Origin of the sequence: Streptomyces sp. TSRI0281 (assembly GCF_001905125.1) — a bacterium.
Classification (GTDB): Bacteria; Actinomycetota; Actinomycetes; order Streptomycetales; family Streptomycetaceae; genus Streptomyces.
Map to the genome: position 1 here is coordinate 82,349 of NZ_LWLE01000037.1, position 26,870 is coordinate 109,218.

Sequence of the window (26,870 nt, forward strand, 5' to 3'; positions counted from 1 at the left end):
GTTACCGACGGCCGGGTACGGCGGCGGCGGTGCGGGCGCGGGCCCCAGGCTTGCGTCACAGCGTCCCCCACCCGTGCGGACCTGCGCCCGCCACGACCGAGGCCCCTGTCCCTGCCTGAGGGCGGCGTTCGCCAGCCGCCCGCCTTCGGCGTTCCCGCTCAGCCCGCCACCGGTGTTCGCGCCGCGGTCCGGTCGCCATAGCGATGGGCCCATGGCAGGGCCGCCTCCAGTGCGGCCGAGACGCCGAACAGGAGATCCTCGCGGCCCCACCCGGCCGTGAGCGAAACCCCCAGCGGGAGCCCCTCGGAGCTCCAGCCCAACGGCAGACTGACGGTCGGATACCCGGTGGCGTTCGCGATGACGGTATTGCCCGTGAAGGCGGTCATCGCGGCCAGTTCCCCTGCCGGATCGTCATCGTCGCGGAGCTGGCCGATGAGCGGCGGCGGCGTGGTCACGGTCGGGGTGATCACGATGTCGGCGTCCGCGTAGTCGAGCGTCCAGACCCGCGCACGGGCCTGGACGACACCGATCGCGGCGGCCAGTTCGCCCGAGGCGCACTGCTGCGAGCGGGTCCGCAGGTGGCGGACGATCGGGCGCAGGGCCGTCTCGTCGAACGCCATGACCCGGGACCCGACCAGCGCGGTGAACATCATCCGGAACCCCTCGGTGAACTCGGGATCCGGCGCCTGGTCCCGGGCGAACACCTGATGGCCGAGTCCGGCCAGCGTCCGGGCGGTGAGTTCCGCCGCGGCGGCGACCTCGGTGTCCACCCGGGCCCCCGAGACCGACCCCTGCGCGAGCGCCACGCGGAGCCGCGGCACGGGGGCGTCGCAGGCGTGTTCGTAACTGTCGACGCGGGGCGGATGCACGGTGCCGACTCCCGTACGGGTGGTCAGCGCGTCGAGGAACGCGGCCGCGTCGCGTACGGTGCGGGCGAGCGGACCCTTCACGGAGAGCCCCATCGCGTCGGAGCCGGCCGGGCCCGCGGTGACGAGCCCTCGGCTGGGCTTGAGCCCGACCACACCGCAGGCGCTCGCGGGGGAACGCACGGATCCCGCGGTGTCGCTCCCCTGCGCGAGCGGAACCAGCAGCGCGCCGACCGCGGCCGCCGCCCCGCCGCTGCTGCCGGCCGCGCTGCGGCCGAGGTCGAACGGACTGCGCGCCGGTTCCGACACCTCGGGCTCGCTGTAGCAGGCCGCCCCGAACTCCGGAACGGTGGTCTTGCCGAGGCTGATCAGCCCGGCGTCGGTCATGACCTCGACGATCTCGTCGTTGTGTCCGGGGACCCAGTCGCGGAAGAGCGTGGAACCCAGTGTGGTGCGTACGCCCGCCGTCGCCTCCAGATCCTTGACGGCGGTGGGCACGCCGAACAGGCGCGGCAGCCCGGCGCGGTCGGCCGAGCGCAGTGTGCGTTCGGCCGCGGCCGCCTCCGCGCGGGCCCGGTCGGCCGACACGGTGGTGAAGGCGCCCACCCGGTCGCCGCTTTCGATGCGGGCCAGCAGATGGTCCACGACTTCGGTGGGGCTCGTTTCTCCGCACTCGTACGCGGTGGCCAGTTGAAGAGCCGAGAGGTCGTGCAACTCCGTCATGGGCGCTCCCATTGATGTTTCGTTACGCGTATCGATATGATGCGGGCATGGTGGGCGAGAAGGCAAGTACTCCGAGGAACGGCCGCCCCCGGGCGGTGACGCTCGACGCGGTCCTGGATGCGGCGACCGCGATGGCCGACGACCGGGGGCTCGACGCGGTGACCTTCCGGGCATTGGCCGAACGGCTCGGTGTGTCGCCGATGGCCATCCACCGCACGACCGGTGGCATCGAGGCGCTCCAGCACGCGCTGGTGTCCAGAATCGTCGGCGAGGTGACCCGGTCCGTGGTCTGGCCGGACGACTGGCGCGGTGTCGTCCGGCTGTTCGCGCACTCGCTCCACGACCTGCTCATGCGCCATCCCGTCGTACTGGAGGCGCACCGCCGTGCCCCCCTCGTCGGGCCCGGCGCGGACGATGCCGCGCACCGGGTCGTCGCGGCACTGCGCTCCGCGGGACTCGACGACGAGTCCGCCGCGTACGCGTACGGCGCCCTGCACGACTTCGTCACCGGCCATGTGGCGATCCGCCTCGGCCGCGGCACCCCGGAACCGCACCGGTCCTCGCCCACGAACGGGGCCCGGTCCGTGTTCGCGGACCACCACGACTACGACCGCCGGTTCACCTGCGGGCTCGACTTCGTCATCGGCGGAATCGCCGCCGCTGCCGCCGCCCCCGTATCGCCCGAGGAACAGAGATGACCCCCTCCTTGCAGGACCTGCCCGAGACGGTCCACCTGACGGCCCCCGGCGGGCGCCGTATCGCCTACTGCTCGTACGGGGACCCCGCCGCCCCGCCCGTGATCGTGCTCCACGGCACCCCGGGCAGCCGTTTCGAGGGGATCGCACTGCGGCGGGCGGCCACGGACGCGGGCCTTCACCTGGTCTGCCCGGACCGCCCCGGATACGGCGAGACCGACCCCGTCCCCGGCCGGGGCTTCCACCGCTGGAACGACGACTTCGTGGCCCTGCTCGACCACCTCGGCCACAAACGGGCACCGCTCGTGGCGATCTCGGGCGGCGGCGGATACGCCCTGGCCGCCGCCCAGGCGCACCCCGAGCGGGTGTCGAAGCTGATCCTCGCGTGCGCCGCCGTCCCCGGAGCACCCCGTCAGGCGTACGCACGCCGGATCCCGATCGTGAAGTGGCTGAACCGGCTGGTGCGCTGGGCCCCCTTGATCGCCCGGCCGATGCTCGCGGGGACGGGAATCTTCAAGCGCACGAGAAGCAGCGGGACGCACCTCTCCGCCTGGCCACTCGCCGACCAACTGATCATGAAGGAAGCGGAGTTCCGGAAGTTCTCGGAACTGGACACCACCGAGGGACGACGCCAGGGCATGGACGCGGCCATGGCCGATCTCGCCGGATACGCCCGACCCCTGCCGGAGCCGCTGGGAGCGATCCGGGTGCCGACCGTGTTCATCCACGGCGAGAAGGACGGCAACGTCCCCATCGACGTGGCGCGTTGGGCGCACGCGCAGATCGACGGCGCCGAGCTTCGCCCGATCCCCGACGGCGGGCACCTCTTCCTCCTCATGGACGCGGATCCGCTCCTGCGGGAACTCGCCTGAGCGGTACGCACGACCGTGTGCTTCCGCCGCTGCCCGACCGTTCAGCCGCACGGCAGCGCGATGAACAGCCCCGCACACTTCGGGGCGGCGGCGGAAGGGATTGGCCCTGACCCCGCGTCAAGGTTGGAGCCTTGCCGCATGACGGACAACAGCACTTCCTCGGATCGGCCCACTCCGCCGATCGGAGGGTTCCAGGAGATCGACGGCCGCCGCGTTTTCGTCCATCGGTCGGGCAGCGGCGGACCGGCCGTCGTGTTCCTGCCGGGCGGCGCCGCCGTGTCGAGCCGCGGCTCCCGGAACGGGGAGCCCGGAACGGGGAGCCCGGAACGGGGAGCCCGGAACGGGGAGCCCGGAACGGGGCTATCGCGCGGGTGGGATTCGGTAGACGGAGACATGGGAACGCGACTCGGCGGTGAACTCGGTGCCCTCCCAGTCCGCGTGCCTGGTCTCCAGCTCGAACCCGGCCAGCTGGGCCATGAGGTCGAGTTCGGCCGGCCAGATGTAGCGGTGGGGGCTGCGGAACAGTGTGGCCCGCGTGGTCTCGTCGAAGCGGAAGTGGTGCGATACGACGTGCTGGCGCAGGACGTCATAGGTGTCCAAACCGATGTAGTCCGGTGCGGACTGCCAGACAGTGGCCGTCTCGCCCGGTGGGAGCTTGCGCAGCTCGGGCACCCAGAGCTCGACCACGAATCGCCCACCGGGCGCGAGGTGGCGGGCGGCGTTGCGGAAACACTCGACCTGCTCGGCCTGGGTGAGCAGGTTGGAGATCGTGTTGTAGACGAGGTAGACCAGTGCGTACTTCCCGGGCACGACCGTGGTCGCCATGTCACCGATGACGACGGGGATCGTCGCTTCGTCCGCCTTGGTACGCAGTCGCTCCACCATCGGCCGTGACAACTCGACGCCGGTGACCGGCACTCCTCGCCCGGCGAGCGGGACCGCGACCCGACCGGTCCCGATGGCGAACTCAAGCGCCGCTCCCTCCCCCGCGAAATGGGCGAGGCGGTCCACGGCCGGGCCCAGGACCTCGGGCGCGAACATGCCGGATCCTGGCGTGTCGTAGCGAAGGGCGGTATCGGCGTCCCAGATCTTCTCCTGCTGCATGCCGGCAACGCTGGACGCCGGCCCGAGCGCTGTCCAGCGATTATTCGGCCCGCTCTGCCGGGCTCCCGCCTGTCGGGCAGGGCGCCGGGCAGGTGTTCCCCACCGGGAAACGTGTCGGCCGGTCGTACAGTCGACACATGCCCGAGCTGAGCCACCGTCGGAAAATGCTCGTGCTGGCGATCTGCTGCATGAGCCTCCTCATCGTCAGCCTCGACAACACCATCCTCAATGTCGCCCTGCCTTCCGTGCAGCGCGAACTGCACGCGTCCGTATCCGGGCTGCAGTGGACGATCGACGCCTACACGCTCGTCCTCGCCGCCCTGTTGATGCTCTCGGGATCGACGGCCGACCGGATCGGCCGCCGCCGGGTTTTCAAGACCGGTCTCGTCCTGTTCACGCTCGGCTCGGCGCTCTGCTCCGTCGCGCCGAACCTCGAATCGCTCGTCGCCTTCAGGATGGTGCAGGCCGTCGGCGGTTCGATGCTCAATCCCGTCGCGATGTCGATCATCACCAACACCTTCACCGGGCCCCGTGAGCGCGCCCGCGCCATCGGCGTCTGGGGCGGCGTCGTGGGAATCTCGATGGCGGCGGGCCCCCTGATCGGCGGACTGCTGGTGGACTCCGTCGGCTGGCGGTCGATCTTCTGGATCAATCTGCCGATCGGAGCCGCAGCCCTGCTGCTGACCTGGCGGTACGTTCCCGAATCCCGCGCCCCCAAGCCCCGCCGGCCCGACCCCGTCGGTCAACTGCTGGTCATCGGGGCGCTGGGCGCGCTGACCTACGCGATCATCGAGGCGCCCTCGGCCGGCTTGACCTCACCGATGATCCTGTCCTTCGCCGCCGTGTCGGTCCTGTCTCTGACGGGACTCGTCCTGTACGAGCCGAGGCGTGCCGAGCCACTGATCGACCTGCGGTTCTTTCGCAGTGCGCCGTTCAGCGGGGCGACCGTCATCGCGGTGTGCGCCTTCGCGGCGCTGGGCGGATTCCTCTTCCTGAACACGCTCTACCTCCAGAACGTACGCGGTCTGTCCGCGCTGCACGCCGGGCTGTACATGCTCCCGATGGCTGCCATGACCTTCGTCTGTGCCCCGCTCTCGGGCCGGCTGGTCGGCAACCGCGGCCCGCGCCTCCCGCTGTTGATCGCCGGGACCGCGATGACGGCGAGTGGCGTCCTCTTCGCCGCGTTCGACGCGGAGCGGACGACGGCGCTGATGTTCACCGGGTACGTGCTGTTCGGCCTGGGCTTCGGCATGGTCAACGCCCCCATCACCAACACCGCTGTCTCCGGTATGCCCCGCTCCCAGGCGGGCGTGGCAGCGGCCGTCGCGTCCACCAGTCGCCAGATCGGCCAGACGCTGGGCGTCGCGGTGATCGGCGCGGTGCTGGCGGGTGGAGTCGTGGGCGCGGTGGGCACGGCCTCGTACCGTACGGGGTTCATCGACGCGAGCCGTCCGGCCTGGTGGATCATCACTGCCTGCGGTGCGTGCGTCCTGTTGGTGGGCGCGCTGACCAGCGGCTCCTGGGCGGGGCGCACGGCACGCCGTACGGCGGAACTCCTGGAGCCCGCGAAGACGGCCGCTCGGGCCTCGGCCGACACCAGCACCGGCGGCGGCACCGGCACCAGCACCGGGGCTGACAGCAGGTAGTCGTCCCGGTGGAGGCGGACGGCTCCTGGCTGAGCACCGGCCGCTTCGCGCGGCGGTGATGTGGAAGCCGTGGCGTGCGGCCCACGCCCCCGGTCAGAGCCCGTTCCGACCGCACAGGCACCGTGGGTGCGCTCCGCCTGCGGTCCTCCCGGAGGTGGCCGCCGTCGGTCCGTCTCTACCTCCGGTTAGAGGCGGCAATCCCCCTTCGGCCGGAGGCACGCCGGGTGTCGGCCACCGTAGCCTCGTCACATCATGCAACGAACCGACGACCGGCTCCTACCGGTTCTTCTGCTCGCCGCCCAGGCCGCTGTATGGCCCGGTGCGGCACTGCTGCGCGGCGTCGAGCCATCCGCCGCCCAGCTCCTCGCGGCCGCTCTGACGGGTGGTCTGGTGACCATCGCGCTGGCCGCCCGGCGGGCTCGCCCTGTGCTCGCCCTCCTGGTGGTCGTCACGGCCTGCGCACTCGGCGCGGGTCCGCTGCCCGTCGGCGCCGTGGCGGTTCTGGGCACCGGCGGCGTGGCCCTCGCCCTCCTCTCCGTGGCCGTCGAGCGGGACACCACGACCGCGCTGCTGTGTGTGGTGACGCTTGAGGTCTGGCAGGCGCTGCACGGCATCACCCTGCACGGGCTCGGTCAGCGCGACGGCCTCGATCTCCTGCTCACCACCCTGCTCTACGCGGCCGCTTGCGGCACCGGACTGCACCTGCGCCGAGTGCGCGCCGCGCGTGACACCGCCGAGCGGCGCATGCGCCGGGCGGAGTCGGAGCGCGACCGGCTCCCGGCGACCGAACGGCAGCGCATGGAACGGGAGCTGCACGATGTCAGCGCCCATCACCTGACGGCCGTCGTGGTCACCTGCGAAGCGGCCCTCGGGCTGCGCGAGCGCCGCCCCGAGCTGGCCCAGGAGGCGCTGGTGTTCGCCGCCGACACCGGCCGCGAGGTGGGACAGGCGCTGAGCGCCGTCCGTTCCCCACAGCCCACGGCGGAAGACGGCCCGGCCCCCCGGGAGCGCCTGAACGCGCTGGTGAACGGCTTTCGAAGCCTCGGGCAGCCCGTGACGGGCGACATCCGTGGCCTGCCCGGCGGTTCCGCCGACGAGGTGGTGTACGCGATCGTCCGCGAAGCCCTCACCAACGCGGTACGTCATGCCTTCGGCGCCCCGACCACTGTGCGCTGCACCCACGACGACTACCGCACGGAGGTCATCGTGCGGAACGGGCCCGTGGACCCGCCCGCCGGTGCTGCGGCGCCCGGCGCCGGCCTGGGCGGCGGGCGCGGCCAGACCTTCCTGCGGGGGCGGGCGCGCGAGGCGGGCGGCACGCTCAGCAGCGGTCCGACGGCGGACGGCGGGTGGGAAGTGCGCGCGCTGCTGCCGGGACGGGTCGCGGGGCCGCCGCGGTCGGCCGTGCCGAGGACGTACCGGGTCGCGCAGTTCGCCGCGGCCGTGGGGCTGTGCCTGCAACCGCTGCTGCCGGTACTGGTCGTACGGGCGGACGAGGCGTCCAGCGGGTCGGGCATCTCACCCGGAGTGCTGTTCGCGTTGCTGGCCACGGCGCAGGCGGTGTCGCTGCTGTGGCTGCGGCGGACGCCACGAACCGTGCTGGTCGCCCTGGCCGTGCTGGCCGCTCTCTGGCCGGCCGCGATGGCCGCGAGTGGATATGCGGGGCCCGTCGTCCTGCCGCCCCTGATGAGCATGATCGCCACCTGTACGGCGCTCGTCGTGCTCGCGTCCCGCGCTCCGTCCGATGCCGACACCGCGGCACCGGCCCGGCCGGCCGCGCCCGTGGCGCTCGCCGTCGTGCACGCGGCGGCCGCGACCGTCGCCGTACTCCTCACCGGCCGTGGCGCGGGTGCGGTGGCGGTGGCCGGGCTCGCGAGCGCCGGAGCGGGCCTGGCGGCCGGTGCCGCCTGGTGGGCGGGCGTTCGGTACGGGCGCCGCGAGCGGGCCGTCAGGAACGCGGACGACGACCGCCTCGCCACCTGGACCGGGGAGGCGGTGCGGGACGCGTGGGCCGAACGCCGCCGCATCACCGCCGGGCTGGAGACGACCGTGCTCGCGCGCACCGCCGACGTGGTCGACGCGGCCGAGGCGGGCCGGCTCGCGGAGACGGCGAACCGGGCCCGTGACGCGCTGGCCGCCATGCGCGCCCTGCTCGACTCGGTTCGTGAGGGCGCGCCATCGGCCGAACTCCGGCCGCAGCCCACACTTGAGGCGCTCGATCTGCTCGCCCAGCAGTGTCGGGCCAGTGGCCGCGAGGTCGAGGTACGGCGTACCGCCAGGGTTCCGCAGCGGCTGCCGGCCGCGGTGGACCTCGCCGCCTACCGCGCCGCGGAGACCCTCCTGGCGGCCGGTGGCGACGGCCCCACCTCGCTCGTGCTCGACGCGGCGGACGGCGTCCTGAGCATCACCGCCACCGGTGCCCCGCACGCGACCCGCCCGGCCGTACGGGAGCGGCTGGCGGCGCACGCGGCCGCCCTCGGCGGCAGCCTGTCCACCTCGCAGCCGGACACCGCACTCCTGCGCCTGCCGCTGGGGCCCATGACCAGGACTCCCGACCGCATCAATGAGACCTCGGATACCGGGGCACCCGCCCCGGAACGGGGAGACGAGGAGGGACCCCGATGCCCGTCACGGTGATGGTCGTCGACGACCAGAGTGTCGTCCGAGCGGGCTTCGCGGCCGTCATCGACGCGGAGCCGGACATGACGGTGGTGGGTGAGGCGGGCGACGGCGCGACCGCGGTCCGGCTGGCCGGACAACTCGCCCCCGATGTGATCGTCATGGACGTACGGATGCCCGAGCTCGACGGAATCGCCGCCACGCGCATTCTCACCGGTCGTGAGGGAGGGCCGCGCGTGCTGGTGCTGACGACCTTCGACCTCGACGCCTATGTCTTCGACGCGCTGCGCGCCGGTGCTTCCGGCTTCCTGCTCAAGGACGTCCAGGCGGCCGAACTCCTGCACAGCATCCGTGTGGTGGCCGCCGGCGAGAGCGTGCTCGCGCCCTCCGCGACACGTCGCCTCATCAGTCACTACGCCGCCGGGCCGCGCACCGGGCCCCGGGCGGGTGCCGAGCCGGGAATCCTGGACCGGCTGACCGCACGCGAGAACTTCGTCCTCGCGCTGATCGCTTCGGGGCTGAACAACACGGAGATCGCCGAGGAGCTGGGCATCACCGTCGGCACCGTCAAATCCCATGTCAACGCCCTCCTGCGCAAGCTGGGGCTGCGCGACCGGGTACAGGCGACGATCCTCGCCTACGACCTGGGCATCACCCGCCCGAACCCGCCCTCCGCGTAGCCCCGATTCCGGGACGCACCGAACCGAGCCCATCCCCCGCCCCTCCCGGCGGGTACACCGGCACGCCGTGCCGCAACGTCGCCACCGGAAAGGACACCCACCCATGAACGCGTCCACCACACACAAGGAGCACAGCCCCATGACCACGTCCGGAAACCCCTTCCTGCGTACCGTGCGTGAGGCACTCAGCAGCTTCGTCGCGCTCGGCTACCTCGGCGTCTGCGCGATCCTGCTCGTCTGGGCGCTCACGGTGGACGCCGGGGACGACGCGTCCTTCGCCGGGGTGATCCCGACGCTCGCCACGGCACCGGTCAGCCTGATTCTGCTGGTGCTGCCGGACCACATTTCCATGGCGGTCCTCGCCATCGCTCTGGGCGCGCTGGTGAATGCCGTGCTGATCGGCTGGTGCGTCCGCACCCTGCGCCGGGGCCGAGGCAATTCCACGCCGACGGCCTGAAGGGCGGCAGTCGGCCTTGGGGGGGGCGGGCACGTGGTTCGCCCCCCAACGTAGCCAAAGCGCTTACGCCGCTGTGGCGTTCGGCTCGCTCGGCTGTACGGCTTGTGCGGCGGTCACACCGGAGGCCGGGCCGTGGGATCAGCGGACCGGGGCGCTACGGGCCGTCCTTGCCCGGCGGGGTCCGCGGCCTGCGCCACATGATCATCAGGAATGAGGCGACCGCCAGCATGCACCCGAGCAAGGCGAACGCGGCGCCCACCCATTCGGCCACCTCCCAGGTGGTGCTGGTCGAGAGCCTGCATGTCGGTTCGCACTCCCAGGAGTTGGCGGAGTGGCGCGTCACGGCCCAGGTGGAGGCCAGACCGATGAGGAGCAACAGGATCCCGGACCAGAACATCCTGCGAGCGGCGAGCAGGTAGCCGCGCGAGTGGGTGTCAACCATGCGGCCACGGTCCCAGGCAACAGGCCCGGCGGGCAACACCTGGATGGCGAGGCGACCGCAGCCGCTTCACGGCGGCTTCGCCGGGCGGGCGGAACCGAGCCGTTCCGCGTCTCCGGAAGCCGGACCACCGCATCGCCCTAAGGGGCCGGGTGGCCGACCCGTCGTTCGAGGTGAATCTCGGTGAAGACGGCGACCTTGGCGCGCAGGGCCCAGGGGTCGAAGGGCTTGCTGATGTAGTCGACCGCCCCGGCCGCGTACCCGCGCGCGGTGTGCTCGGGATCGACGCCCATCGCGGTGAGGAAGATGATCGGTACGTCCCGGTTGCGGGGCCGGCGCTTGATGTGGGCGGCGGTCTCGTAGCCGTCCATCTCGGGCATCTGCACGTCCATGATGATGACGGCGAAGTCGTCGTGGTGAAGCAGCGCCCTCAATGCCTCCCTGCCGGAGGAGACGGTAACGAGTTCCTGGTCCAGCGTCTCCAGCACCGCCGTCATGGCGAGCAGGTTGTCGGGCTGGTCGTCCACGACAAGGACCTTCGGCAGGGGCTGGGGCTGGGGTGCGGGCTGGGGCAGTGCCGCCGGGTGCTCGACGGCCTCCAGTTGGCGCTCCAGCAGATCGCAGCGGGCCTCCGCGTCCGCCCGTTGCTCATGCGCTGCCTGGAGTTCCTCTCCCAGCCGCGCCACCTCCCGCCGCAGGACGTCGCGCTCCCCCAGCAGTTCCGAAACGTCGGGGTGTGCCGCGGCCAGCTGGCCGGCACGCTCGCGCTCGGCCTTGAGCATCGCTTCCATCTGGTTGAGCCGCACTCCCAGGTCGGCGATGCGGTGCGCGCGGTCCAGCAGGGCGTCGCCCAGGACGTCGCCGCGGACACTGGAGCGGCGCGAGACCCGGTCCGCGTCTGCCAGTTGCTGCTCGATGATCTGTGCCGCGTGTTTCGGGGAGGAGTTGGCGTCGACGGCCGACCCGTAGAGCTCGCGTACGAACTCGATGGTCTCGGCGGTGACGGTGGTGCCGCGGTGCTCGGCCAGATCGGCGAACAGGTCCATGACCACCGGCCAGGGAGGTAAGCGGGTCCCGTTGAGGTAGCGGGAGAACGTACCGGGATCACGCCGGTGTCTTGCCGCGTACCGGCGCACGGACACCTCCAGCCCCTCGAACAACTCCCGCAGGGCCTCGGCCAGTGCGCGTGACTCATGTGTCAGGTCCTGTCCCAGGGGCCGCAGTTCACCCATGATGCTCCGCCTTCCCGCAGACGCCCGCGTCTTCCCCGGATGCGATCAGACGGTCGAAGAACGGGATCGCCAGCCCGGCGACGGCCAAGCCTGCGAGCGCACTGCGTGGGGAGCCGTCCCCCGCCAGCCAGGACAGTGCCGCCGCCGCTGTGCCGCTGAGCGCTGCCAGCAGGAAAACCAGAGCCGTCTTCAGCTGCAGCAAAGGCCGATCCACGTGAGTCTCCATTCAGCTGCCCCGCTCGGAGGCGGGAGAGGTATCCCTCCCGGCCGAGGGCCAAGTGGGTGACACACAGCATGGTGCGTCTCCGGACCGTTGCGGTACGTGATCAAGGAATGAGGCAACGAAAACCGTCGTTGCCACGGGCCCCTTCCCGGGCGAGGCCGTCGTTCACGCAGCTCAGCATGCCGACCGGGCAGTACGTTGCCAGTGTGTAGCCGTGCAACGTTGCCGGCGCGGTGCGAGCAACACCTTCTGGTGCCGGGCAGCACGAGGCCCCGGAGCCGTTGGGGCTCCGGGGCCCGGGGACGGTCCTTCGGTCCGGACGGTATGTCAGCGCTTGGGGTAGATGCTGAAGACGGCGTGCTGGGCCAGCTCAGCGGCGGGGCTGCTCCCGTGCTTCGGTGTCGCTTCGTACAGGGCGACATCGCCGGTCACCGCGGCGGGGAGGACGACGCCGCTGAGCTCGGCGTGGTCACCGGTCGCGAGATCGACGGACACCGGAGTGCCGGCGCCCGGATTCTGCGCCGTCCCGTACGCCGTGCCGGTGTTGTCCACGCCCATGAAGTTCACCTTGGCCGTGTCCTGAGTCCCGCCGAAGCAGTAGCCCTTCTTGGCCTTGAGGTCGAAGGCGGCGTAGCCGGTGACGAGATAGCGCCCGTTGTCGCTCAGCACCGCCCTGTTCTCCGTGCCGACCTTGCCGCCATCGGTCAGGCCGTCGCACGTGAAGGAGTACACCGGCTTCCCCGTCCGCTCGTCGTGCAAGGCCCACACATGGTTCATGGACAGTCCCAGCGAGTCGAAGGCTTCGTTCTTGGCCGGCCACAGCGCCGCGACGTAGCCGCCCCGCACACCGTGCGCCTCGCCTCCCCCGAACCGCTCTCCGCCTTCGCGCCGTCGGGCACCACGGTCTTCGCCGGCCATGCCTCGTCGATCCGGAAGGTGCCGTACCTGTATCCGGTCACCCGCAGCTGGTACTCCGGGTTCCCGCTGTCGAGCCGTGCGCCGACTTTCCCGGTCGTGACATCGACCGTCGTGATTCCCGTGTCGGTTCCGAAAGCCACCGTGCCGTTCGTGTCGTGCGGGCTCACGCTGCCGCCGTCAGGAACCTTGAGCCGGTGCGTCGGCTCGACGTCCGCACCGGAGGAGTCGGCGGGGAAGACCGCGACGTCGGCGATCTCCTTGCCGCGGTTCACCGCGTCCCTGCCCTCCGCGACTGCCGCGGCAAGAACCACGTAGTCCTTCCCGGCTTTGGCGGCCACAGCCAGCCGCACGTCGTCAGCGCTGATCTCGGCAGCCCGTTCGGCCGGCTTCCACGGGGCGCTCGACCAGCGGACGGCGCCGGTGGCTCCGTCCCGTGCTTCCACCCCGAACGCCGCGCCTCCTTCGTATGTCTTCAGGAAGAGAACCAGCTTGGAGTGCGGAGCGACAGTCGGCCGAGTCAGCCCCTCCGACTGCATGACGGCCCACCCCCGGCCACCGTCGAACGCCGGAGGAACCTTCTCCCGTGCGGCTCGGGGCACCGTACCCGGCGAGCCCGAAGCCTGCCCCGAAGCAGACGGTGCCCCACCTGCCCCGGGCTTGTCGGCACCGTCGCCCGACGAGCCACAGGCTCCCAACGCCGTCACGACGACCCCCGCCAACACACCGTTCACTATGCGCCTCATGCCCGTCCCCACTCCCCCGAATACAACACGTCCAAGGAAACTATCTGTCACCCCGGACCCCTACACCCGTTTCAGGCACTGAGCTTGAGCTTTACGGGGCGGCGCAGCTCGGGCGGGTTGCTGCCCCGCGAGAGCGGCCGTCGGCCGGCAGGCACACGGGCACACGGGCACGCAGGTGGCCGTCCACGGGCTACCGCGGTCACATCTGCGCGAGGACGAAGCGATCGCGCGGTTCGCCGCGGAGGTGTCCCGGGGGGAGCCGTCGGCCGTGGGCGAGCAGGAGGAGGTCCTGCGCGGCGCCGGACAGAGGCGTTCCGGTACCGAAGGACCAGTCGAGGTCGTCGGCGCGGAGTTCGATGCCGTCGAGGTCGGCCCCGAAGAACGTGAGAGTCCTGGCGTCGACACGCTCCAGGAGGATGCGCAGGCGATCCTCGGGAACCCGGCGGCCGAGGCCCAGCGCGACCGAGATGTCCAGGCCGTGGATCACATCGTGGCCCAAGGCCCCCGCGATCCCGCCGACCGGCGGTTTCCAGGGGTGATCCGCGTTGTCTCCGAGCAGCGCCGCGAGTTCGCGCGCCGAATAGGCGGCCGCGTCCTGGTGAGCGCATCGATCGGTCATCCGGTGGAGGTTGCCTCGCGATCTGACGAGTTCCACCGCCATCTTGGAGAGCGAGTACCGAAACCCCATGGTCATGTGGGCCGCGACCTCCTGTACCCGCCACCCCGCGCACAGGGTCGGAGCGTCCCATTCCGCGGCCGACAGGCCGTCCAGCACGGCCGCCAACTCCCGTCGTTCAGCCGCGATCGCGGCTCTGATGTCCGGCACTGGTCTCCGGTACGTCGAGTTCCCCATGCCCCAAGGGTCTCGGCAGCCCGATCATAAGTCCAAGAGTTTGTATTTCTCGCAGCTAGAATAATCAGTTATGGACATTCGACGGCTGCGGTACTTCGTCACCGTGGCGGAGGAAGCCAACTTCACCCGTGCCGCGGCCCGTCTGCACCTGACCCAGCCGGGGGTGAGCGCCCAGATACGGCAGCTTGAGAAGGAACTCGGGCAACCGCTGCTGGACCGCTCCGGCCGGTCGGTGACCCTGACCGAAGTGGGCGAGGCCGTACTGCCGTACGCGCGGGCCGCGCTCACCGCCGTCGAAGCGGTACGCCAGACCGTGGAGGAGTTCACCGGACTGCTGCGCGGTCATGTCACGATCGGTTTCGTCTCGGGCGCCGCCGCCCACGAATTCGATCTGGCCTCGGTACTGGCCGACTTCCACGACGACCACCCCCAGGTCGAGATCGCCCTGACCGAGGACACCTCGGAGCGGATGCTCGCCGCGCTGCGTCGCGGGGAGCTCGACATCGCCGTGATCGGACTCGCGGCGGAGGAGCCGCCACCGGGCGTCTCCGTGCACGTCGTGGTCGACGAGCCCCTGGTCGCCGCCGTCGCCCCGGACGACCCCGCCCTCACGCACACGGGCCGCACGAGCATTCCGCTGACCGAGCTCCGCGAGCGCCCGCTGATCAGCCTGCCGCGCGGCACAGGGCTGCGCGGGGTCCTCGACCGCGCGTGCGCGCAGGCGGGGTTCCAGCCCCGCATCTCCTTCGAGGCAGCCGCTCCGCTGTTCCTGGCACAGCTCGCCGCCCGCGGTCTCGGGGTGGCGGTGGTTCCGGCTCTCCCCCTCGGTGCGGCGTCAGCCCTGGGGCTGCGCACGCTGGAGATCACCGGGCCGCGGCTACGCGGCCGGGTCGCTCTGGCCTGGCGCACGGACGGTCCCTCCAGCCCCGCGGCCGCGGCCTTCCTGCGCCTGCTGCGTACGAGCCTTTCGGCGCCGGGTACCGACTGACGCGCGAGCCGAACAGCGGGGAACGACTGCGCGCCATGACCGTCACCCCGGACACCGACGCCCATTCTTGGTATGGACACGACCAAATACCGTCACTAGTCTCGGAGTTGGTCTAGACCTAGTGGAGTGGGGCGCGCCCTCTCCACTCGTCTCGCAGCGCCCCCACACCTCCCTCAGGAGCGAAGCATGCGCCGAAGGATCACCTCATCACTGCTCGGGCTCGGCATCGCCGCAGTCTCCTTCCTCGCCACCACCGGCAGTGCCCAGAGCCATGGCTACACCGATGCCCCCGTCAGCCGTCAGCAGCTCTGCGGCATCGGCACCGTGCACAACTGCGGCCAGATCCAGTGGGAGCCGCCGAGCGTCGAGGGTCCGAAGGGCTTCCCCGCCCGCGGCCCGGTCGACGGCACCCTCTGCGCCGGTGGCAACGGCCGGTTCTCCGAGCTCGACGACCCGCGCGGCGGCGCCTGGCCCGCAACGAAGATCACCGGCGGGCAGAGCTACACCTTCCGCTGGCGGATCGAGGCACGCCACGCCACGACCGACTTCCGCTACTACATCACCAAGGACGGATACAACCCCACCAAGCCCCTCACCCGGGCCGACCTGGAGTCCCAGCCGTTCCTGACCGTGCCGTTCGGCGGCCGTCTGCCGGGCTCCACGGTGTCCCACGCCGGTGTCCTGCCGCAGAAGTCGGGCAAGCACCTGATCCTCGGCGTCTGGACCATCGCCGACACCGGCAACGCCTTCTACGCCTGCTCGGACGTCACCTTCTGAGCCCGGCCTGCGCCCGGCCTGCGCAACGGGCCCGGGGCGGGCGGTCCAGGAAACTGGGGCCGCCCGCCCCGGCGGGAGCGCCCTCAGGAGGCGTGCCCGAGCGACAGCGGAGCCCGGCCCTGCTCCCCCCGTCCGGGGTTCGACCGGTTCCGACGATATCCCCGTGGTGGCCGCCGCCGCGCCGCAGAACTCGGCCTCCAGCACGCGGCCCATACCGGCGGAACTCCAGTCCCCATTGAGGTTGAAGGCCAGAGCGTGGCTGCCGTCATCCGTCGTCGCCGCGTAGGAGAGTGAGCCGATCCAGCCGCCGCCGTGGCCCCACAACGTGATGCCGCAGCCCGTCGTCACCTGCTCGATCCCCAGACCGTAACCGGAATCGAAAACGGTGGTCTTCATCGCCTTCAACTGCTCCGGGGCGAGCAGTCTGCCCCGCATCAGGGCGCTGAAGAAGCGATGGAGATCGCCCGCGTCGGAGATCATGTCGCCCTCGGCCCACGTCTGGGACGCGTTCTGGACGGTGACGTCGTGGACCCTGGCCGCATCGGTGTCGTCACCGAGTGTCGAGTAGGCCCTGCTGCTCGGCTTCGGCATGCGCGAGCTGTCACCGGGCATGAGGGTGGCGCGCAGCTTGAGCGGCTTGATGATCCGCGTACGGATCTCGTGCTCATAGGTACGGCCGGTGACCCTTTCCATGATCAGCCCGGCGAGCACATAGTTGGTGTTGGAGTACGCGTACCGGGTGCCGGGTTCGAAGGCCGGAGCGTGCGCCATGGCAGCGTCCACCGCCACCTTCGGAGACCTGGTGTCGTAGCGGTGCTCAAGAAAGCCGGTGCCGAGATACCTCCTCGCGTATCCCGGGTCGTCGGTGAAGTCGAAGATGCCGCTCGTGTGGTTGAGCAGCTGACGGACCGTGATCCTCCGGCCGTCGTGACCGTGGCCGCGCACCACTCCGGGAAGCCAGGACTCCACCGTCCCGTCGAGACCGAGCCGCTTCTCGGCTTCCAGTTGGAGCATGACGGTCGCGACGAAGGTCTTGGTGATGCTGGCGATCCGGAACCGGTCGTCGGCGCCGCGCGGTGCGCCGGTCCTGAGGTTGCCCACGCCCGCCGCCCCCTTCCAGATGCCGCCCTTGGACCGCGACTGGGCGGTGACCCCAGGGATGCCCGCCCGCACAACGGCGTCCATGGCCTGCCGGGTCTCCTGATGGCCGGTGCGGCCGACGGGCTGGTCCGGGCCACCCGATGATGCCCGAGCAGGGGCCGTGAGCGCGGTCGTGGCCGTCGCCAGCACCACCGCCAAGCCCACCACGTACCTGCGCGATCTGGACCGACGTACAGTCATGTGTGCTCCTCGTCATCCCCGGCACCCGCCCCGTACGAACCAACGGCGACCGCGGTGCTCAGTCCGTCTTCGTACGCTCGCGATCCGCACTCGGGGATACAGACCGCAAGGGGCACAGCAACGGTTGACCGCAGGCTCCGACGGCGGGATACGCCCCTTCCGCAGGACCGATTCGGAGTTCTGAACCACCGGACTCTCCACGCACTCAGCACGGTGGCCGTGGTCCGACGCCGCCGAAGCACCGCGCCTCTCCCCCTCTGTGCCCGGCGCCCGCCCCGTCGCCAGGAGCGGAATCTACGGTCGCGCCCGGCCGGCCCGGGACTCCAGGTAGCGACGCTCGGCGATGCTGGCGGTGGACTTCGCGGCGCGCCGGTAGTGCTCGTACGCCCCCGTCGTGTCGCCGGACTTCTCCAGCAGGTGCGCCTGCACCGACAGGAGCCGGTGGTGCCCGACGATCCGCTCGTCACTGTCCAATGTGGCCAGCAGGGCCAGCCCGGCAGCCGGGCCCTCGGTCTCGGCGAGCGCGATGGCGCGGTTGAGGGTGACCATCGGGTTGGGGGCGATCCGTTCCAGGATCAGGTAAAGAGCGTGCACCTGCGGCCAGTTGGTCTCTCCGGTCGTGGCCGCGTCGGCGTGCGTGGCGGCGATGGCGGCCTGCAGCTGGTACGGCCGCAGCTCCGGGCCGGCCAGGGACGCCTTGACCAGCCCGAGGCCCTCGTCGATCAGCCCGCGGTCCCACCTCGCACGGTCCTGTTCGTCCAGCGGCACCAGGTCGCCGTCCGCCGTCGTACGTGCCTCCCGGCGGGCGTGGGTCAGCAGCATCAGCGCGAGCAGCCCGGTCACCTCGCTGTCCTCGGGCAACTGTGTGTGCACCATCCTGGCCAGCCGGATCGCCTCCTGCGCGAGGTCGGTTCGGTGCAACTCACTGCCGGAGGAGGCGGTATAGCCCTCGTTGAAGATCAGGTAGAGCACATGCAGGACGACCCGTAGCCGCTCTTCCCGCTCCGCGCCGTCCGGCATGCCGAACGACCTGCCGGCGGCCTTGATGCGCTGCTTGGCCCGGCTGATCCTGGCCGCCATGGTGGCCTCCGGCACCAGGAACGCGTGGGCGATCTCGGCAGTGGTCAGGCCGCCCACGGCGCGCAGTGTCAGGGCGGTCTGGGAGGCCGCGGTCAGCGTCGGATGGCAGCACAGGAACAGCAGAACGAGCGTGTCGTCGGTGTCCGGCACGTCCTCGGGGAGCACCTCGGCGGCCGTTGCCGCCTCCCGCTCCCGGCGCGCGCGGTCACTGCGCATCTGGTCGATGAGCCGCCGGGACGCGACGGTCACCAGCCAGCCGTGCGGGTTGTCGGGCACACCTTCGGCCGGCCATTGCACGGTGGCGGCGAGGACGGCCTCCTGTACGGCGTCCTCGCACCCTTCGAACTGACCGTACCGGCGTACCAGCGTGCCGAGGACCCGCGGCGTGAGCTCACGCAGCAGGTCCTCGATGGGTGGTGCTGTCATGCCTCCAATTGTCCGTCAGCGAACATCACCTGTCGCACCTCGACCCCGAGACCCTCGATCGCGGTGTCCGGGATCTGCGAGGCCAGCTCGATCGCCCGCTCCTTGTTCTCGCAGTCGATCAGGTAGAAGCCGCCCAGATACTCCTTGGCCTCCAGGAAAGGTCCGTCGGTCACCACCGGCCGGCCGTTGCGTACGGACACCACGGCGGCCTGTGACGGGTCGACCAGCGCCTGCGTGGTGATCAGCTCGCCGGACTTCTTCAGCGCCTCGATGAACGCGCCGTGGCCGTCGCCGATCGCCGCCTTCTCCTCATCGCTGAGCGCGTCCAGCACAGCCGGGTTGAGGTGCAGGCCGATCAGGAACTTCATCTCGTACTCCTCGTGGTTCGCGAGCCCTGCCGGGCCCTTCGACCGGTTGGTCGGAGCCATCGCCGTCGCCTTGACATCCCTGCCCGAACTTTCGCATGACATTTTTCGCCTTCGCATGACATTTTTCGCCGTCGCAGCGCCCGGCCCGCGACGACGTCATGTGCGCGTGACGCCCCACCGCGGCAGCCGAAGAGGTCGCCGTCCGCAACCGATGTCAAGAAGCTCCCGACCGCTCCGACCAACCGGCGAAACGTCACGAGACCAGGGAGTTACGGATATGCGAGTCAACCGGGCACGGCTGGGACTGATCGTCCTCATGCTGCCGACCTTGCTCGTCGCAATGGACACGACAGCGTTGCTTCTCGCCCTCCCACGGCTCAGCGCCGACCTGGGTGCCACCAATGTCCAGCAGCTGTGGATCAGTGACAGCTACGGACTCATGGTGGCCGGCCTGGTCATCACGATGGGTACGCTCGGCGACCGGATCGGCCGGCGAAGGCTGCTGCTGATCGGCGGAGCGGCGTTCGCGGTGCTGTCGGTCGTGGCCGCCTTCGCGGTCAGCCCGCTGATGCTGATCGTCGCGCGTGCGCTGCTGGGCGTCGCCGGCGCGACCCTGGTGCCCTCCACGCTGGCCTTGATCACCAACATGTTCCGCGACGAGCGACAGCGCGGGAAGGCCATCGCGATCTGGGCGACCTGCCAGTTCACCGGCGGCGCGCTCGGACCCGTACTCGCCGGTTTCCTGCTCCAGCACTTCTGGTGGGGATCGGTGTTCCTGGTCGCCGTGCCGGCGATGACAGTGCTGCTGCTCGCCGGACCGGTGCTTCTGCCGGAGTTCCGCGGCGACCGGGCCGGGCGGCTGGACCTGGCCGGCGTCGGGCTGTCGCTCGCGGCGGTCCTTCTGATGGTCTACGGCGTCAAGCAGCTGGCCGTCGAGAGCGTGCCCGTCGTGCCTGCAGTGGCACTCGTCGCCGGCGCGGCCATCGGCATGTTGTTCGTACGCAGGCAACTGCGGCTGGAGGAGCCACTGCTGGACCTGCGACTGCTCCGCGACCGCCCGTTCACGGCCGTGCTCGTCGCGCTGGCCTGCGCCGGCATCGCCATGGCTGGTACGGGCCTGCTGGTGACCCAGTTCCTCCAGAGCGTACTGGGCTTCTCCCCCGCCGCGTCGGCGATGCTGTTCGCTCCCATGGGCATCGGCGTGGCGATCGGCACCATGGCCGCACCGGCGCTGGCCCGTCGGATGAAGCAGACGACCGCCATCGGGGGCGGGCTGGTGGTGTCGGCGCTCGGCAGCCTGCTGCTGGTCGGCGCCGACGGGCCGAACGCCCTGGTACCGGTGATGATCGGCATCACCGTGCTGGCGCTGGGCACCGGCCCGCTGTTCGCCCTGGGCACCGGGCTGGTCGTCGGGTCCGTACCACCGGAGCGCGCCGGCTCGGCCGCGTCGATGTCGGAGACCGGCAACTACCTCGGTGGTTCGCTCGGCTTCACACTGCTGGGTGTGGTGGCCGCGGTGGTCTACCGCAGCCGGATGGACGGGACGTCCGACTCACTGGCCGGCGCGATCGCCACCAGCAGGCACCTTCCCGCCGGCCGGGGCGCGGATCTGCTGCACACCGCTCGGGAGGCGTTCACCGTCGGTCTGCAGGTCACCGCCATCATCGCCGCGGTCATCTTCGCCGGGCTGGCCGTGCTGATCCTGACGGTGCGCCCGGCAACCCGGACAGCCCCTGCCGTATACGCCGACCGCGGGACGACCCGCTCGTAGAACCCGTCGCGGCCCACGCCGCCGTTGCCCCTGTCCGAACTCGGCGGAAGGGACGACGAGCGCGCGGCCACCACCCACGCACGCCAGGATGCCGTGGCGACCGCCGACGTCGCGGCCGTCCTCCGGCGCCGGCCACAGCACGGCCCGTGGTCGCAGGCATCGACACGGTGGTGGCCGATCGTCGGCCCCGTCAGAGCCGGTCGGCCGACCCTGCTGTTCCCGCCTGCACGTCGCCGGCTTCGTGGAAGCGTTCCAGGATGAGCTCGACCAGTTCAGGCGCGTCGCCGAGCGGTTCGGAGATGCCGACCGCGCCGGCTTCGGTCGACGCGTCGGCCGCCCGGCGAAACAGCAGTCCAGGAGCGAAGCAATAGGACGCGACCACGACCCGACGCGCTCCCGCCAGGCGGAGTTGCGCTACCGCCTCCGCGGCTGTCGGCGACGCGGTCGACGCGAAACCGGCCAGGCACGGCAGACCGAGGTTCGCTCCCAACGCGGACGCCATGGCGGTCACCGACGCACAGGCATCGCTGTCGCTACTGCCCGCGGCCGCCACCACCACCGCGTCGAACTCGACATCCATGTCGGTGAGACGGCGCCGCAGCGCGGCGACCAGTCGCGCGTCGGGCTCGCCCGGTGGACTGCCCAGCACCGGCGTCACCACCGGCACCGGGGCAGGAGGGTCGGACAGCGCCCTGGGCAGATCGACCCGGGCGTGAAACGCGGAGGTCAGCAGCAAGGGCACCACGACCACACGGTCGTGTCCGGTCTCGGCGAGGGTGCCCAGCACGTGGCGTGCCCTGGGACGGGCATGCCGGAGATACGCGACTTCGACCCGGCATGCCCGGGACAGTCCGACCGCATGGGCGAGCGCGCGAGTGGACTCCTGCGCCTGGGGGTCGATACTGCCGTGCGCCAGAAGGAGCAGCGCGCTCGTCCCGGACTCGGGGACCTGTTGATGCGGCGTCTCGATCACGTTGGTCACTGTCGTACCACTCTCGTCACGCGATGCGGGTGCAATGGAGTAACGATTACCTTACCGTCCGTGACAACCCTTTCGGCGAGATCCGTCAGCTCCCCGCTCGCACGAGGGGTAGTGACGGATAGTCAGCCCTCAGGTGCACCGCCCTTGTCCTGCTCCCCGTACAGGCGGCCCGGCCCGGCGCCGCCGCACTCAGCGGGGATGGAGAAACAGGGATGGACGAGTCAGCCGAGCGCCCGTTCCGGGTTCTTCGGAGCTCCCTTCAGGACGGGAGGCCGGGACCGGTCCAGCCAGATCAGGGCGGCTGCGGCGCCGAGGAGGGCGATGAGGGCGCAGATCAGTGTGCCCGTGTTCATCGCGGTGGTGAAGGCCTGATGGGATGCGCGGATGAGTTCCGCGCCCCGTTCCGGTCCCAGGCCGGCGGCTGCGGCATGGGCGGAGGTCAGGTCGTCGACCGCCGTTGCGGGTGCGCCCGGCAGCGCGTCGAGCAGGTGCGAGCGGTAGGCGGCGGAGACGGCCGTCCCGATCACCGCGATACCGAGGACGCCGCCCAGCTCGCGGGCCACACTGTTGATCGCGGAGGCCATCGGCGACTTCTCGCGGGGCAGTGCGGCCATGCTCGCGGTACTGGACGGGGCCATGATCAGACCCATGCCGCCGCCGATCACGGCCATGAGCAGTGCGAGCGGGACGAAAGCCGTATTCACCGTCACGAGTGACATGCAGGCAAGGCCGACAGCCATGACGGTGAGACCTGCGGCAATCGTGCAGCGGCTGCCCAGGCGGGCGACGACTCGGTCGCTCGTACCGGCGGCGAGGGCCATGGCCACGGCGAACGGCAAGGCCCCGGATCCGGCCTTGAGGGGACTGAAGGCGTGCACCAACTGCAGGTACTGCGTGTAGACGAAGAGCAGGCCGAACAGGGCGAAGAAGGTGACGGCGAGCAGGACACTGGCGACGGTGAACGTACGCCGGGCGAACATCCGGAGGTCCACCATCGGCTGCGCCGTGCGCAGCTCCCACAGGGTGAACGCGGCCAGCAACACTCCCGCGGCGCCCGCACCGACCAGTGACCGCGTGGACAGCCAGCCGCGCTCGGGGCCTTGCACGATCACATCGACGAGCAAGGCGAGACCGGCGGTGGAGAGCAGGAGGCCGGGAAAGTCGAAACGGCCGGCGGGACGGCCGGGGAGGGCGGGGATGAGCGCCAGGACGGCGGCGAGCACGACAGCGATCAGCGGGACGTTGACGTAGAAGATGCTGCCCCAGGCGAAGTGGTTGAGCAGCAGCCCGCCGGTGACCGGGCCGAGGACGATGCCGATGCCTGCGGAGGCGGACCAGATGGCGATGGCCCGTGCCCGTTCCCTGGCGCCGAAGAGCACGATGATGATCGACAGCGTGGCCGGCATGACGAAGGCCGAGGCCATGCCCATCACCGCGCGCCAGGCGATGAGCTCTCCGGCCGATCCGGCCGTCGCGGCGGCGCCGGACGCGGCTGCCAGCACCACCAGGCCGCCGGCCAGTGCCCGGCGCTGGCCGAAGCGGGCTCCGAGGCTGCCCGCGGGGATCAGCAGCGACGCGAAGACGAGCGTGTAGGCGTTGTTGATCCACTGAAGGTCCGCGGTGGATGCCCGCAGAGCACCGGCGAGCGCGGGCAGGGCGGTGTTGAGCACCGTGTTGTCGAGGGTGGTGACCACCAGCGCCGCGCAGAGGGCAGCCAGTGCCGGCCAGCGCCGCGGGTGTCCCGTGTCGGGTTCTGTCGCATTGTCCGTACGCACGTCCATACATCCTTACGAAAGTAAACTTACGGCTGTAAGTCTTCAGGTCGGGACGCTACGGCAGTCGGCTAACGGCTGTAAAGTCAGAGCTATGACGAAGGCTTCCGCGGCACCCGGCACCCACTCGCCCGACCCGTGCGCAACGGTGCCCGCACGCCCCCGCAACCGCAGGGGCGAAGGCCCCCGGCTGCGCGAGGACATCGTCCGGGCGGCGACCGCCCTGATCGTGCGCACCGGCTCCGACCAGACCGTGACCTTGCGCTCGGTGGCCCGCGAGGTCGGCATCTCCGCACCGTCGATCTACGCTCACTTCGCCGACCGGGACGCGATCGTGGAAGCCGTAGTGCTCGAAGCGATCGCCCAGTTGCACGAGACGGTGGCCGAGGCCGTCGCCGCACACGACGATCCCGTCGAAGGGCTCCTCGCCGGGTGCGCCGCGTACATCGATTTCGGCACCCGTGAACCGGCCCGCTACCACGTACTCTTCGACTGGCCCCGCCCCAAGCCCGAAGCCGCCGACGATGTCTCAGGAACCCGCGGGCTGGACGCGTTCCGGACCCTCGTCGACAACCTCGAAGCATGCGTACGCGCCGGACGCTCGACCAGCAGCGACCCGTTCAGCGACGCCGTCGCGCTGTGGACCGCGCTGCACGGACAGGTCTCCCTCCGCGCGAGCCTGCCCGATTTCCCCTGGCCGCCCACCGACACCGTCGAACGCATGGTCCTCAGCCTCGGACGTATCACGCCCGAGCCCTGACTCCCCACCGCCGGCAGGCCGGTGACATGGAACCCCTGAACCCGGTGGCGGGGGCCACGAGATCGTGCAGGCGGGAAGCGTCGCGGCGGCCCCTGTGCACCACGTCCGCCTCATCGCCCGTCACCCCGCCTCGCAGCCGAGACCGGCTACGGGACATCCGGGTCGGCGCCCACCCCACCGCCGACAGCCGGTGACTGCTGGGCGGCGAGCGCTTCGATACGGGACTTCTGGCTGCGCATGTCGGCAGCTTGATCCGGAGTGGCCTCGTGAACGCCTTCGTCAGACGACGTGTGTCCTTGGCACGGCCGTAGACGACGCATTGGCGAATGGCCAGGATGACTCTCTCCCGCCGGCCGATGCTGCTGTCACCGCTCCGGGCCAGCCGCTCCATGTCGCTCACGTGTCCGGCGTACGCGTCCCGGTCGCCCTCGGCGTAGGCCCAGGTGGCCAGAGCGTTGTGGGCTTCGAAGCGGATGCCCTTGCCCCGGTCCGGGTCCTGGGCGGTGTCCGCGACCGCGGCGCGGATCTCGCGGGGGTACCCGCCCTCGTAGAACGCCTCCAGCGAGGTGAGGTCGAGCAGTTGCTCGATCCGGTCCGTCTCGGCCAGCAGACGCATCCAGCGCCCGAGCCGCAGAAGCCCGCGCTGTCCTTCCAGTACGTCCAGGAGTGCTTCGCGCACCCGATGGAGGGCCTCGTCGGGAAGGTCCTCCGAGGCGGACAGGGCCACGGGGCGCACCGCGTCGTGCAACGTCACCCGGCCATGGGCGAAGTCCTGCGTCAGGCCCCGACCGGACAGATCACGCACAGCCCGCGCGGCATGAGCAGGGCGTATGCCCACTGCTTCCGCGAGCCGGTGGTACTCGAAGCCGGTGAGAGGCACCTCCGCGACCGCGAGGATCCCGGCAACGGTGCGTGAACGCGGCGAGAGCTGGCTGAACACCTGCCCAAGGATCAGGTCCTGCGCAGTGACCATGGTGTGCGTCCGAGCCTGCACGGAGTCGCAGAAGGCGGCCCCGTCTCCGGCGTACGCGGTGCGGGTCAACTGTGCTGAGCTGAGTACGTACAGCGGCAGACCCGCGGTGAGGGAGAGGACACGTTGGGCGGTGCGATAGTCCAGGGTGCTGCCTTCGCCGCCGAAGACCGCTGCGATGGTGTCGGTGCCCCAGCCGTCCAGCGACTCCGCGGATATACCGAGGTGCGCGGCGAGCAGGATCTGTTCCGGCCGGGGGTGACCCAACAGGATCAGCCGGGCCGTCGGCAGGGCGCCGACCAGCAACCGCACGTCCTCGATGCCGAGCAGGTGGACGTTGTCGATGACGACTGCGACAGCGGTTTCCGCCTGGACGAGCAAGGTGTGCACGGCGCGCAGTACCTCGATGCCCGCGGCGGCCGGCAGGGATCCGGTCCGCGTCCTGAGATGCCGGGCGGCCAGCTCCCGCGCCAAGGCGCCCGGCACGGAGGCGGCCGGCAGGAACGCGACGTCGAAGTAGGTCACCGGCTGAGGACAGTGCCCGGCGGCGTTCGCCGCCCACGTCGTCTTGCCTGCCCCCGAGAAGCCGACCACCAGCCTCACGGACTCGTCGTTCGCGAGCTCCGGCTCCCCGTCCCGGGGTCGGTAGACAGCGGGCAGTCGGGGGAAAGCCTGCAGTTCCTCCACGAACTGCTCGTACAACTGCGGCAGATCCGCGGCGGTGAACCCCTGGCCGTGAACACCGGTGCACGCGTACTGAACCCGGGCGGCGAGCTTCCAGACCAGGGTCTCGGCGCTCAGCGACCCGAAGGGGATCTGCTCCGCCTGGTCGGCGCAGCTCCTCAGCATGGCGGCGAGGTCGCGCCCCGGGTCCGGCAGCCACGTCTCTGCGGGGTGCGGCCGTCCCGGCCCGACGATCGCCACGTCCGCGGGCCAGTGCGCCTCTCGCGTCCGGGTCAGGAGGTCCCGTCCCATGTCCGTATTGGTGACCACGATCAGGTAGGGGGTGCCGGCACGGCGGCCCGCCGTGTGCTCGTCCCGGACGCTGCGGAACTGATCTACCGCGCCCTCCACGTCGCCCCAGGTCAGGTTGTCCTGACGAGTCTTGACCTGCAAGTAGAGCCAACGGTCGTCGCACTCGATTTCCACGTCTTCATCGCGTTCGACGCGCAGGCACCGGCCTTCTGCCGCCCGCAGCCGCAGCAGGCAGCCGACCGCGTACAGATGCTGGTAGGTGAATCCGCGATGCAACGAAGTGATGCGTCTCAGTTGTTCGGCGCTCAGGACGTCAGGGGCCTCGCGAACACTCTGCGGTTCGGCGTCCGTGCTTGCCCCACGCGATCGGTCTTCCGGCACCTTCCCAGAGTAGTGGCCGCGCACCGGCACCGGCCTCTGTTCTGTGAGCGGTTCCATGGGGACATGCGATCGTCAACCTTGGAGGCGATGTACCCAGCAAGTCCGCGCGCTCTCTCCGAGGTCTGCCGACGACTGGGTTCTGTAGCAGGAAAGAGGTGGCCGTCGACTCGAAAAGGGTTGTCGCCTCCGCACCTGCGTACATGAAACGC

23 protein-coding genes and 1 pseudogene are annotated in these 26,870 nt (G+C 70.8%); 10 read left to right on the forward strand and 14 right to left on the reverse strand.

Features of this window, described 5'->3' with window-relative positions:
• Nucleotides 1-158 precede the first annotated feature (158 nt).
• Nucleotides 159-1,589, reverse strand: a complete 1,431-nt coding sequence (locus A6A29_RS39330; protein WP_073728875.1) for an amidase — start codon at nucleotides 1,587-1,589, stop codon at nucleotides 159-161.
• 47 nt (nucleotides 1,590-1,636) lie between these two features.
• Between A6A29_RS39330 and A6A29_RS39335 the strand changes: the two genes are divergently transcribed.
• Together A6A29_RS39335 and A6A29_RS39340 are read left to right on the forward strand one after the other, a co-directional pair.
• The gene (locus tag A6A29_RS39335; protein ID WP_079183222.1) at nucleotides 1,637-2,287 is read left to right on the forward strand and encodes a TetR/AcrR family transcriptional regulator; all 651 of its coding nucleotides are present in this window, start codon (nucleotides 1,637-1,639) and stop codon (nucleotides 2,285-2,287) included.
• The gene (locus A6A29_RS39340; RefSeq protein ID WP_073728303.1) at nucleotides 2,284-3,156 is read left to right on the forward strand and encodes an alpha/beta fold hydrolase; all 873 of its coding nucleotides are present in this window, start codon (nucleotides 2,284-2,286) and stop codon (nucleotides 3,154-3,156) included. The genes A6A29_RS39335 and A6A29_RS39340 overlap by 4 nt, the downstream gene beginning before the upstream one ends.
• A 360-nt stretch (nucleotides 3,157-3,516) precedes the next feature.
• On the opposite strand, the gene A6A29_RS39345 is transcribed toward A6A29_RS39340, so the two are convergent.
• Nucleotides 3,517-4,260 carry a class I SAM-dependent DNA methyltransferase gene (locus A6A29_RS39345; RefSeq protein ID WP_073728305.1) on the reverse strand — a complete coding sequence of 248 codons (744 nt, stop codon included), beginning with the start codon at nucleotides 4,258-4,260 and terminating at the stop codon, nucleotides 3,517-3,519.
• Nucleotides 4,261-4,397: 137 nt separating this feature from the next.
• Here A6A29_RS39345 and A6A29_RS39350 point away from each other — a divergent pair, with 137 nt between their 5' ends.
• From A6A29_RS39350 to A6A29_RS39365, 4 genes are all read left to right on the forward strand, one after another.
• Nucleotides 4,398-5,906, forward strand: coding sequence for an MFS transporter (locus A6A29_RS39350; RefSeq protein WP_073728307.1), 1,509 nt, complete (start codon nucleotides 4,398-4,400; stop codon nucleotides 5,904-5,906).
• 252 nt (nucleotides 5,907-6,158) lie between these two features.
• Nucleotides 6,159-8,543: an ATP-binding protein gene (locus A6A29_RS39355; RefSeq protein WP_073728309.1), complete on the forward strand. Its 2,385-nt coding sequence runs from the start codon at nucleotides 6,159-6,161 to the stop codon at nucleotides 8,541-8,543.
• Nucleotides 8,528-9,205: a response regulator gene (locus tag A6A29_RS39360; RefSeq protein WP_073728311.1), complete on the forward strand. Its 678-nt coding sequence runs from the start codon at nucleotides 8,528-8,530 to the stop codon at nucleotides 9,203-9,205. Before A6A29_RS39355 ends, A6A29_RS39360 begins: the two co-directional genes overlap by 16 nt.
• Before the next feature lie 139 nt (nucleotides 9,206-9,344).
• Nucleotides 9,345-9,662, forward strand: coding sequence for an SCO4225 family membrane protein (locus A6A29_RS39365; protein ID WP_073728876.1), 318 nt, complete (start codon nucleotides 9,345-9,347; stop codon nucleotides 9,660-9,662).
• Between the two features lie 154 nt (nucleotides 9,663-9,816).
• Here the strand turns inward: A6A29_RS39365 and A6A29_RS39370 are convergent, their stop codons facing one another.
• The 6 genes from A6A29_RS39370 to A6A29_RS39395 all read right to left on the reverse strand — a co-directional run bounded on the left by A6A29_RS39370 (nucleotide 9,817) and on the right by A6A29_RS39395 (nucleotide 14,070).
• On the reverse strand, nucleotides 9,817-10,104 hold the full coding sequence (locus A6A29_RS39370) for a hypothetical protein (RefSeq protein ID WP_073728313.1): 288 nt from the start codon (nucleotides 10,102-10,104) through the stop codon (nucleotides 9,817-9,819).
• 137 nt (nucleotides 10,105-10,241) lie between these two features.
• Nucleotides 10,242-11,333 (reverse strand): response regulator, encoded by a 1,092-nt coding sequence (locus A6A29_RS39375; protein ID WP_073728315.1) that lies wholly within the window; start codon nucleotides 11,331-11,333, stop codon nucleotides 10,242-10,244.
• Nucleotides 11,326-11,547 carry a hypothetical protein gene (locus tag A6A29_RS39380; protein WP_073728877.1) on the reverse strand — a complete coding sequence of 74 codons (222 nt, stop codon included), beginning with the start codon at nucleotides 11,545-11,547 and terminating at the stop codon, nucleotides 11,326-11,328. Before A6A29_RS39380 ends, A6A29_RS39375 begins: the two co-directional genes overlap by 8 nt.
• A 336-nt stretch (nucleotides 11,548-11,883) precedes the next feature.
• Nucleotides 11,884-12,333, reverse strand: a complete 450-nt coding sequence (locus tag A6A29_RS39385; protein ID WP_158074504.1) for a hypothetical protein — start codon at nucleotides 12,331-12,333, stop codon at nucleotides 11,884-11,886.
• Entirely contained in the window at nucleotides 12,330-12,917 is a 588-nt protein-coding gene (locus A6A29_RS39390) for a hypothetical protein (protein WP_143197152.1), read from the reverse strand. The genes A6A29_RS39385 and A6A29_RS39390 overlap by 4 nt, the downstream gene beginning before the upstream one ends.
• 499 nt (nucleotides 12,918-13,416) lie before the next feature.
• Entirely contained in the window at nucleotides 13,417-14,070 is a 654-nt protein-coding gene (locus A6A29_RS39395) for a maleylpyruvate isomerase family mycothiol-dependent enzyme (protein WP_073728321.1), read from the reverse strand.
• Between the two features lie 70 nt (nucleotides 14,071-14,140).
• Between A6A29_RS39395 and A6A29_RS39400 the strand changes: the two genes are divergently transcribed.
• Both A6A29_RS39400 and A6A29_RS39405 read left to right on the forward strand, forming a co-directional pair.
• A complete protein-coding gene (locus A6A29_RS39400) occupies nucleotides 14,141-15,058 on the forward strand; it encodes a LysR family transcriptional regulator (RefSeq protein ID WP_073728323.1) in 918 nt (305 codons plus the stop codon).
• 186 nt (nucleotides 15,059-15,244) lie between these two features.
• Nucleotides 15,245-15,835 (forward strand): lytic polysaccharide monooxygenase auxiliary activity family 9 protein, encoded by a 591-nt coding sequence (locus tag A6A29_RS39405; protein ID WP_073728325.1) that lies wholly within the window; start codon nucleotides 15,245-15,247, stop codon nucleotides 15,833-15,835.
• A 333-nt stretch (nucleotides 15,836-16,168) separates the two neighbouring features.
• Here the strand turns inward: A6A29_RS39405 and A6A29_RS39410 are convergent.
• From A6A29_RS39410 to A6A29_RS39420, 3 genes and pseudogenes are all read right to left on the reverse strand, one after another.
• Nucleotides 16,169-17,176 (reverse strand): annotated as a pseudogene (locus tag A6A29_RS39410) (serine hydrolase domain-containing protein); the annotation flags it as partial.
• A 294-nt stretch (nucleotides 17,177-17,470) separates the two neighbouring features.
• Nucleotides 17,471-18,682 (reverse strand): RNA polymerase sigma factor, encoded by a 1,212-nt coding sequence (locus A6A29_RS39415; RefSeq protein WP_073728327.1) that lies wholly within the window; start codon nucleotides 18,680-18,682, stop codon nucleotides 17,471-17,473.
• A complete protein-coding gene (locus A6A29_RS39420; protein WP_241838816.1) occupies nucleotides 18,679-19,110 on the reverse strand; it encodes a YciI family protein in 432 nt (143 codons plus the stop codon). Before A6A29_RS39420 ends, A6A29_RS39415 begins: the two co-directional genes overlap by 4 nt.
• 217 nt (nucleotides 19,111-19,327) lie before the next feature.
• On the opposite strand from A6A29_RS39420, the gene A6A29_RS39425 reads away from it, so the two are divergent.
• Nucleotides 19,328-20,821, forward strand: a complete 1,494-nt coding sequence (locus tag A6A29_RS39425) for an MFS transporter (protein WP_073728329.1) — start codon at nucleotides 19,328-19,330, stop codon at nucleotides 20,819-20,821.
• Nucleotides 20,822-21,011: 190 nt separating this feature from the next.
• Here the strand turns inward: A6A29_RS39425 and A6A29_RS39430 are convergent, their stop codons facing one another.
• Both A6A29_RS39430 and A6A29_RS39435 read right to left on the reverse strand, forming a co-directional pair.
• Nucleotides 21,012-21,794, reverse strand: a complete 783-nt coding sequence (locus A6A29_RS39430) for a sirohydrochlorin chelatase (protein WP_206745382.1) — start codon at nucleotides 21,792-21,794, stop codon at nucleotides 21,012-21,014.
• Nucleotides 21,795-22,024: 230 nt separating this feature from the next.
• On the reverse strand, nucleotides 22,025-23,578 hold the full coding sequence (locus A6A29_RS39435; RefSeq protein WP_198953561.1) for an MFS transporter: 1,554 nt from the start codon (nucleotides 23,576-23,578) through the stop codon (nucleotides 22,025-22,027).
• A gap of 91 nt (nucleotides 23,579-23,669) precedes the next feature.
• On the opposite strand from A6A29_RS39435, the gene A6A29_RS39440 reads away from it, so the two are divergent.
• Entirely contained in the window at nucleotides 23,670-24,335 is a 666-nt protein-coding gene (locus A6A29_RS39440) for a TetR/AcrR family transcriptional regulator (protein ID WP_079183225.1), read from the forward strand.
• Here A6A29_RS39440 and A6A29_RS39445 read toward each other — a convergent pair.
• Nucleotides 24,319-26,661 (reverse strand): ATP-binding protein, encoded by a 2,343-nt coding sequence (locus A6A29_RS39445; protein ID WP_143197153.1) that lies wholly within the window; start codon nucleotides 26,659-26,661, stop codon nucleotides 24,319-24,321. The two genes, A6A29_RS39440 and A6A29_RS39445, sit on opposite strands and share 17 nt — an antisense overlap.
• Nucleotides 26,662-26,870 lie beyond the last annotated feature (209 nt).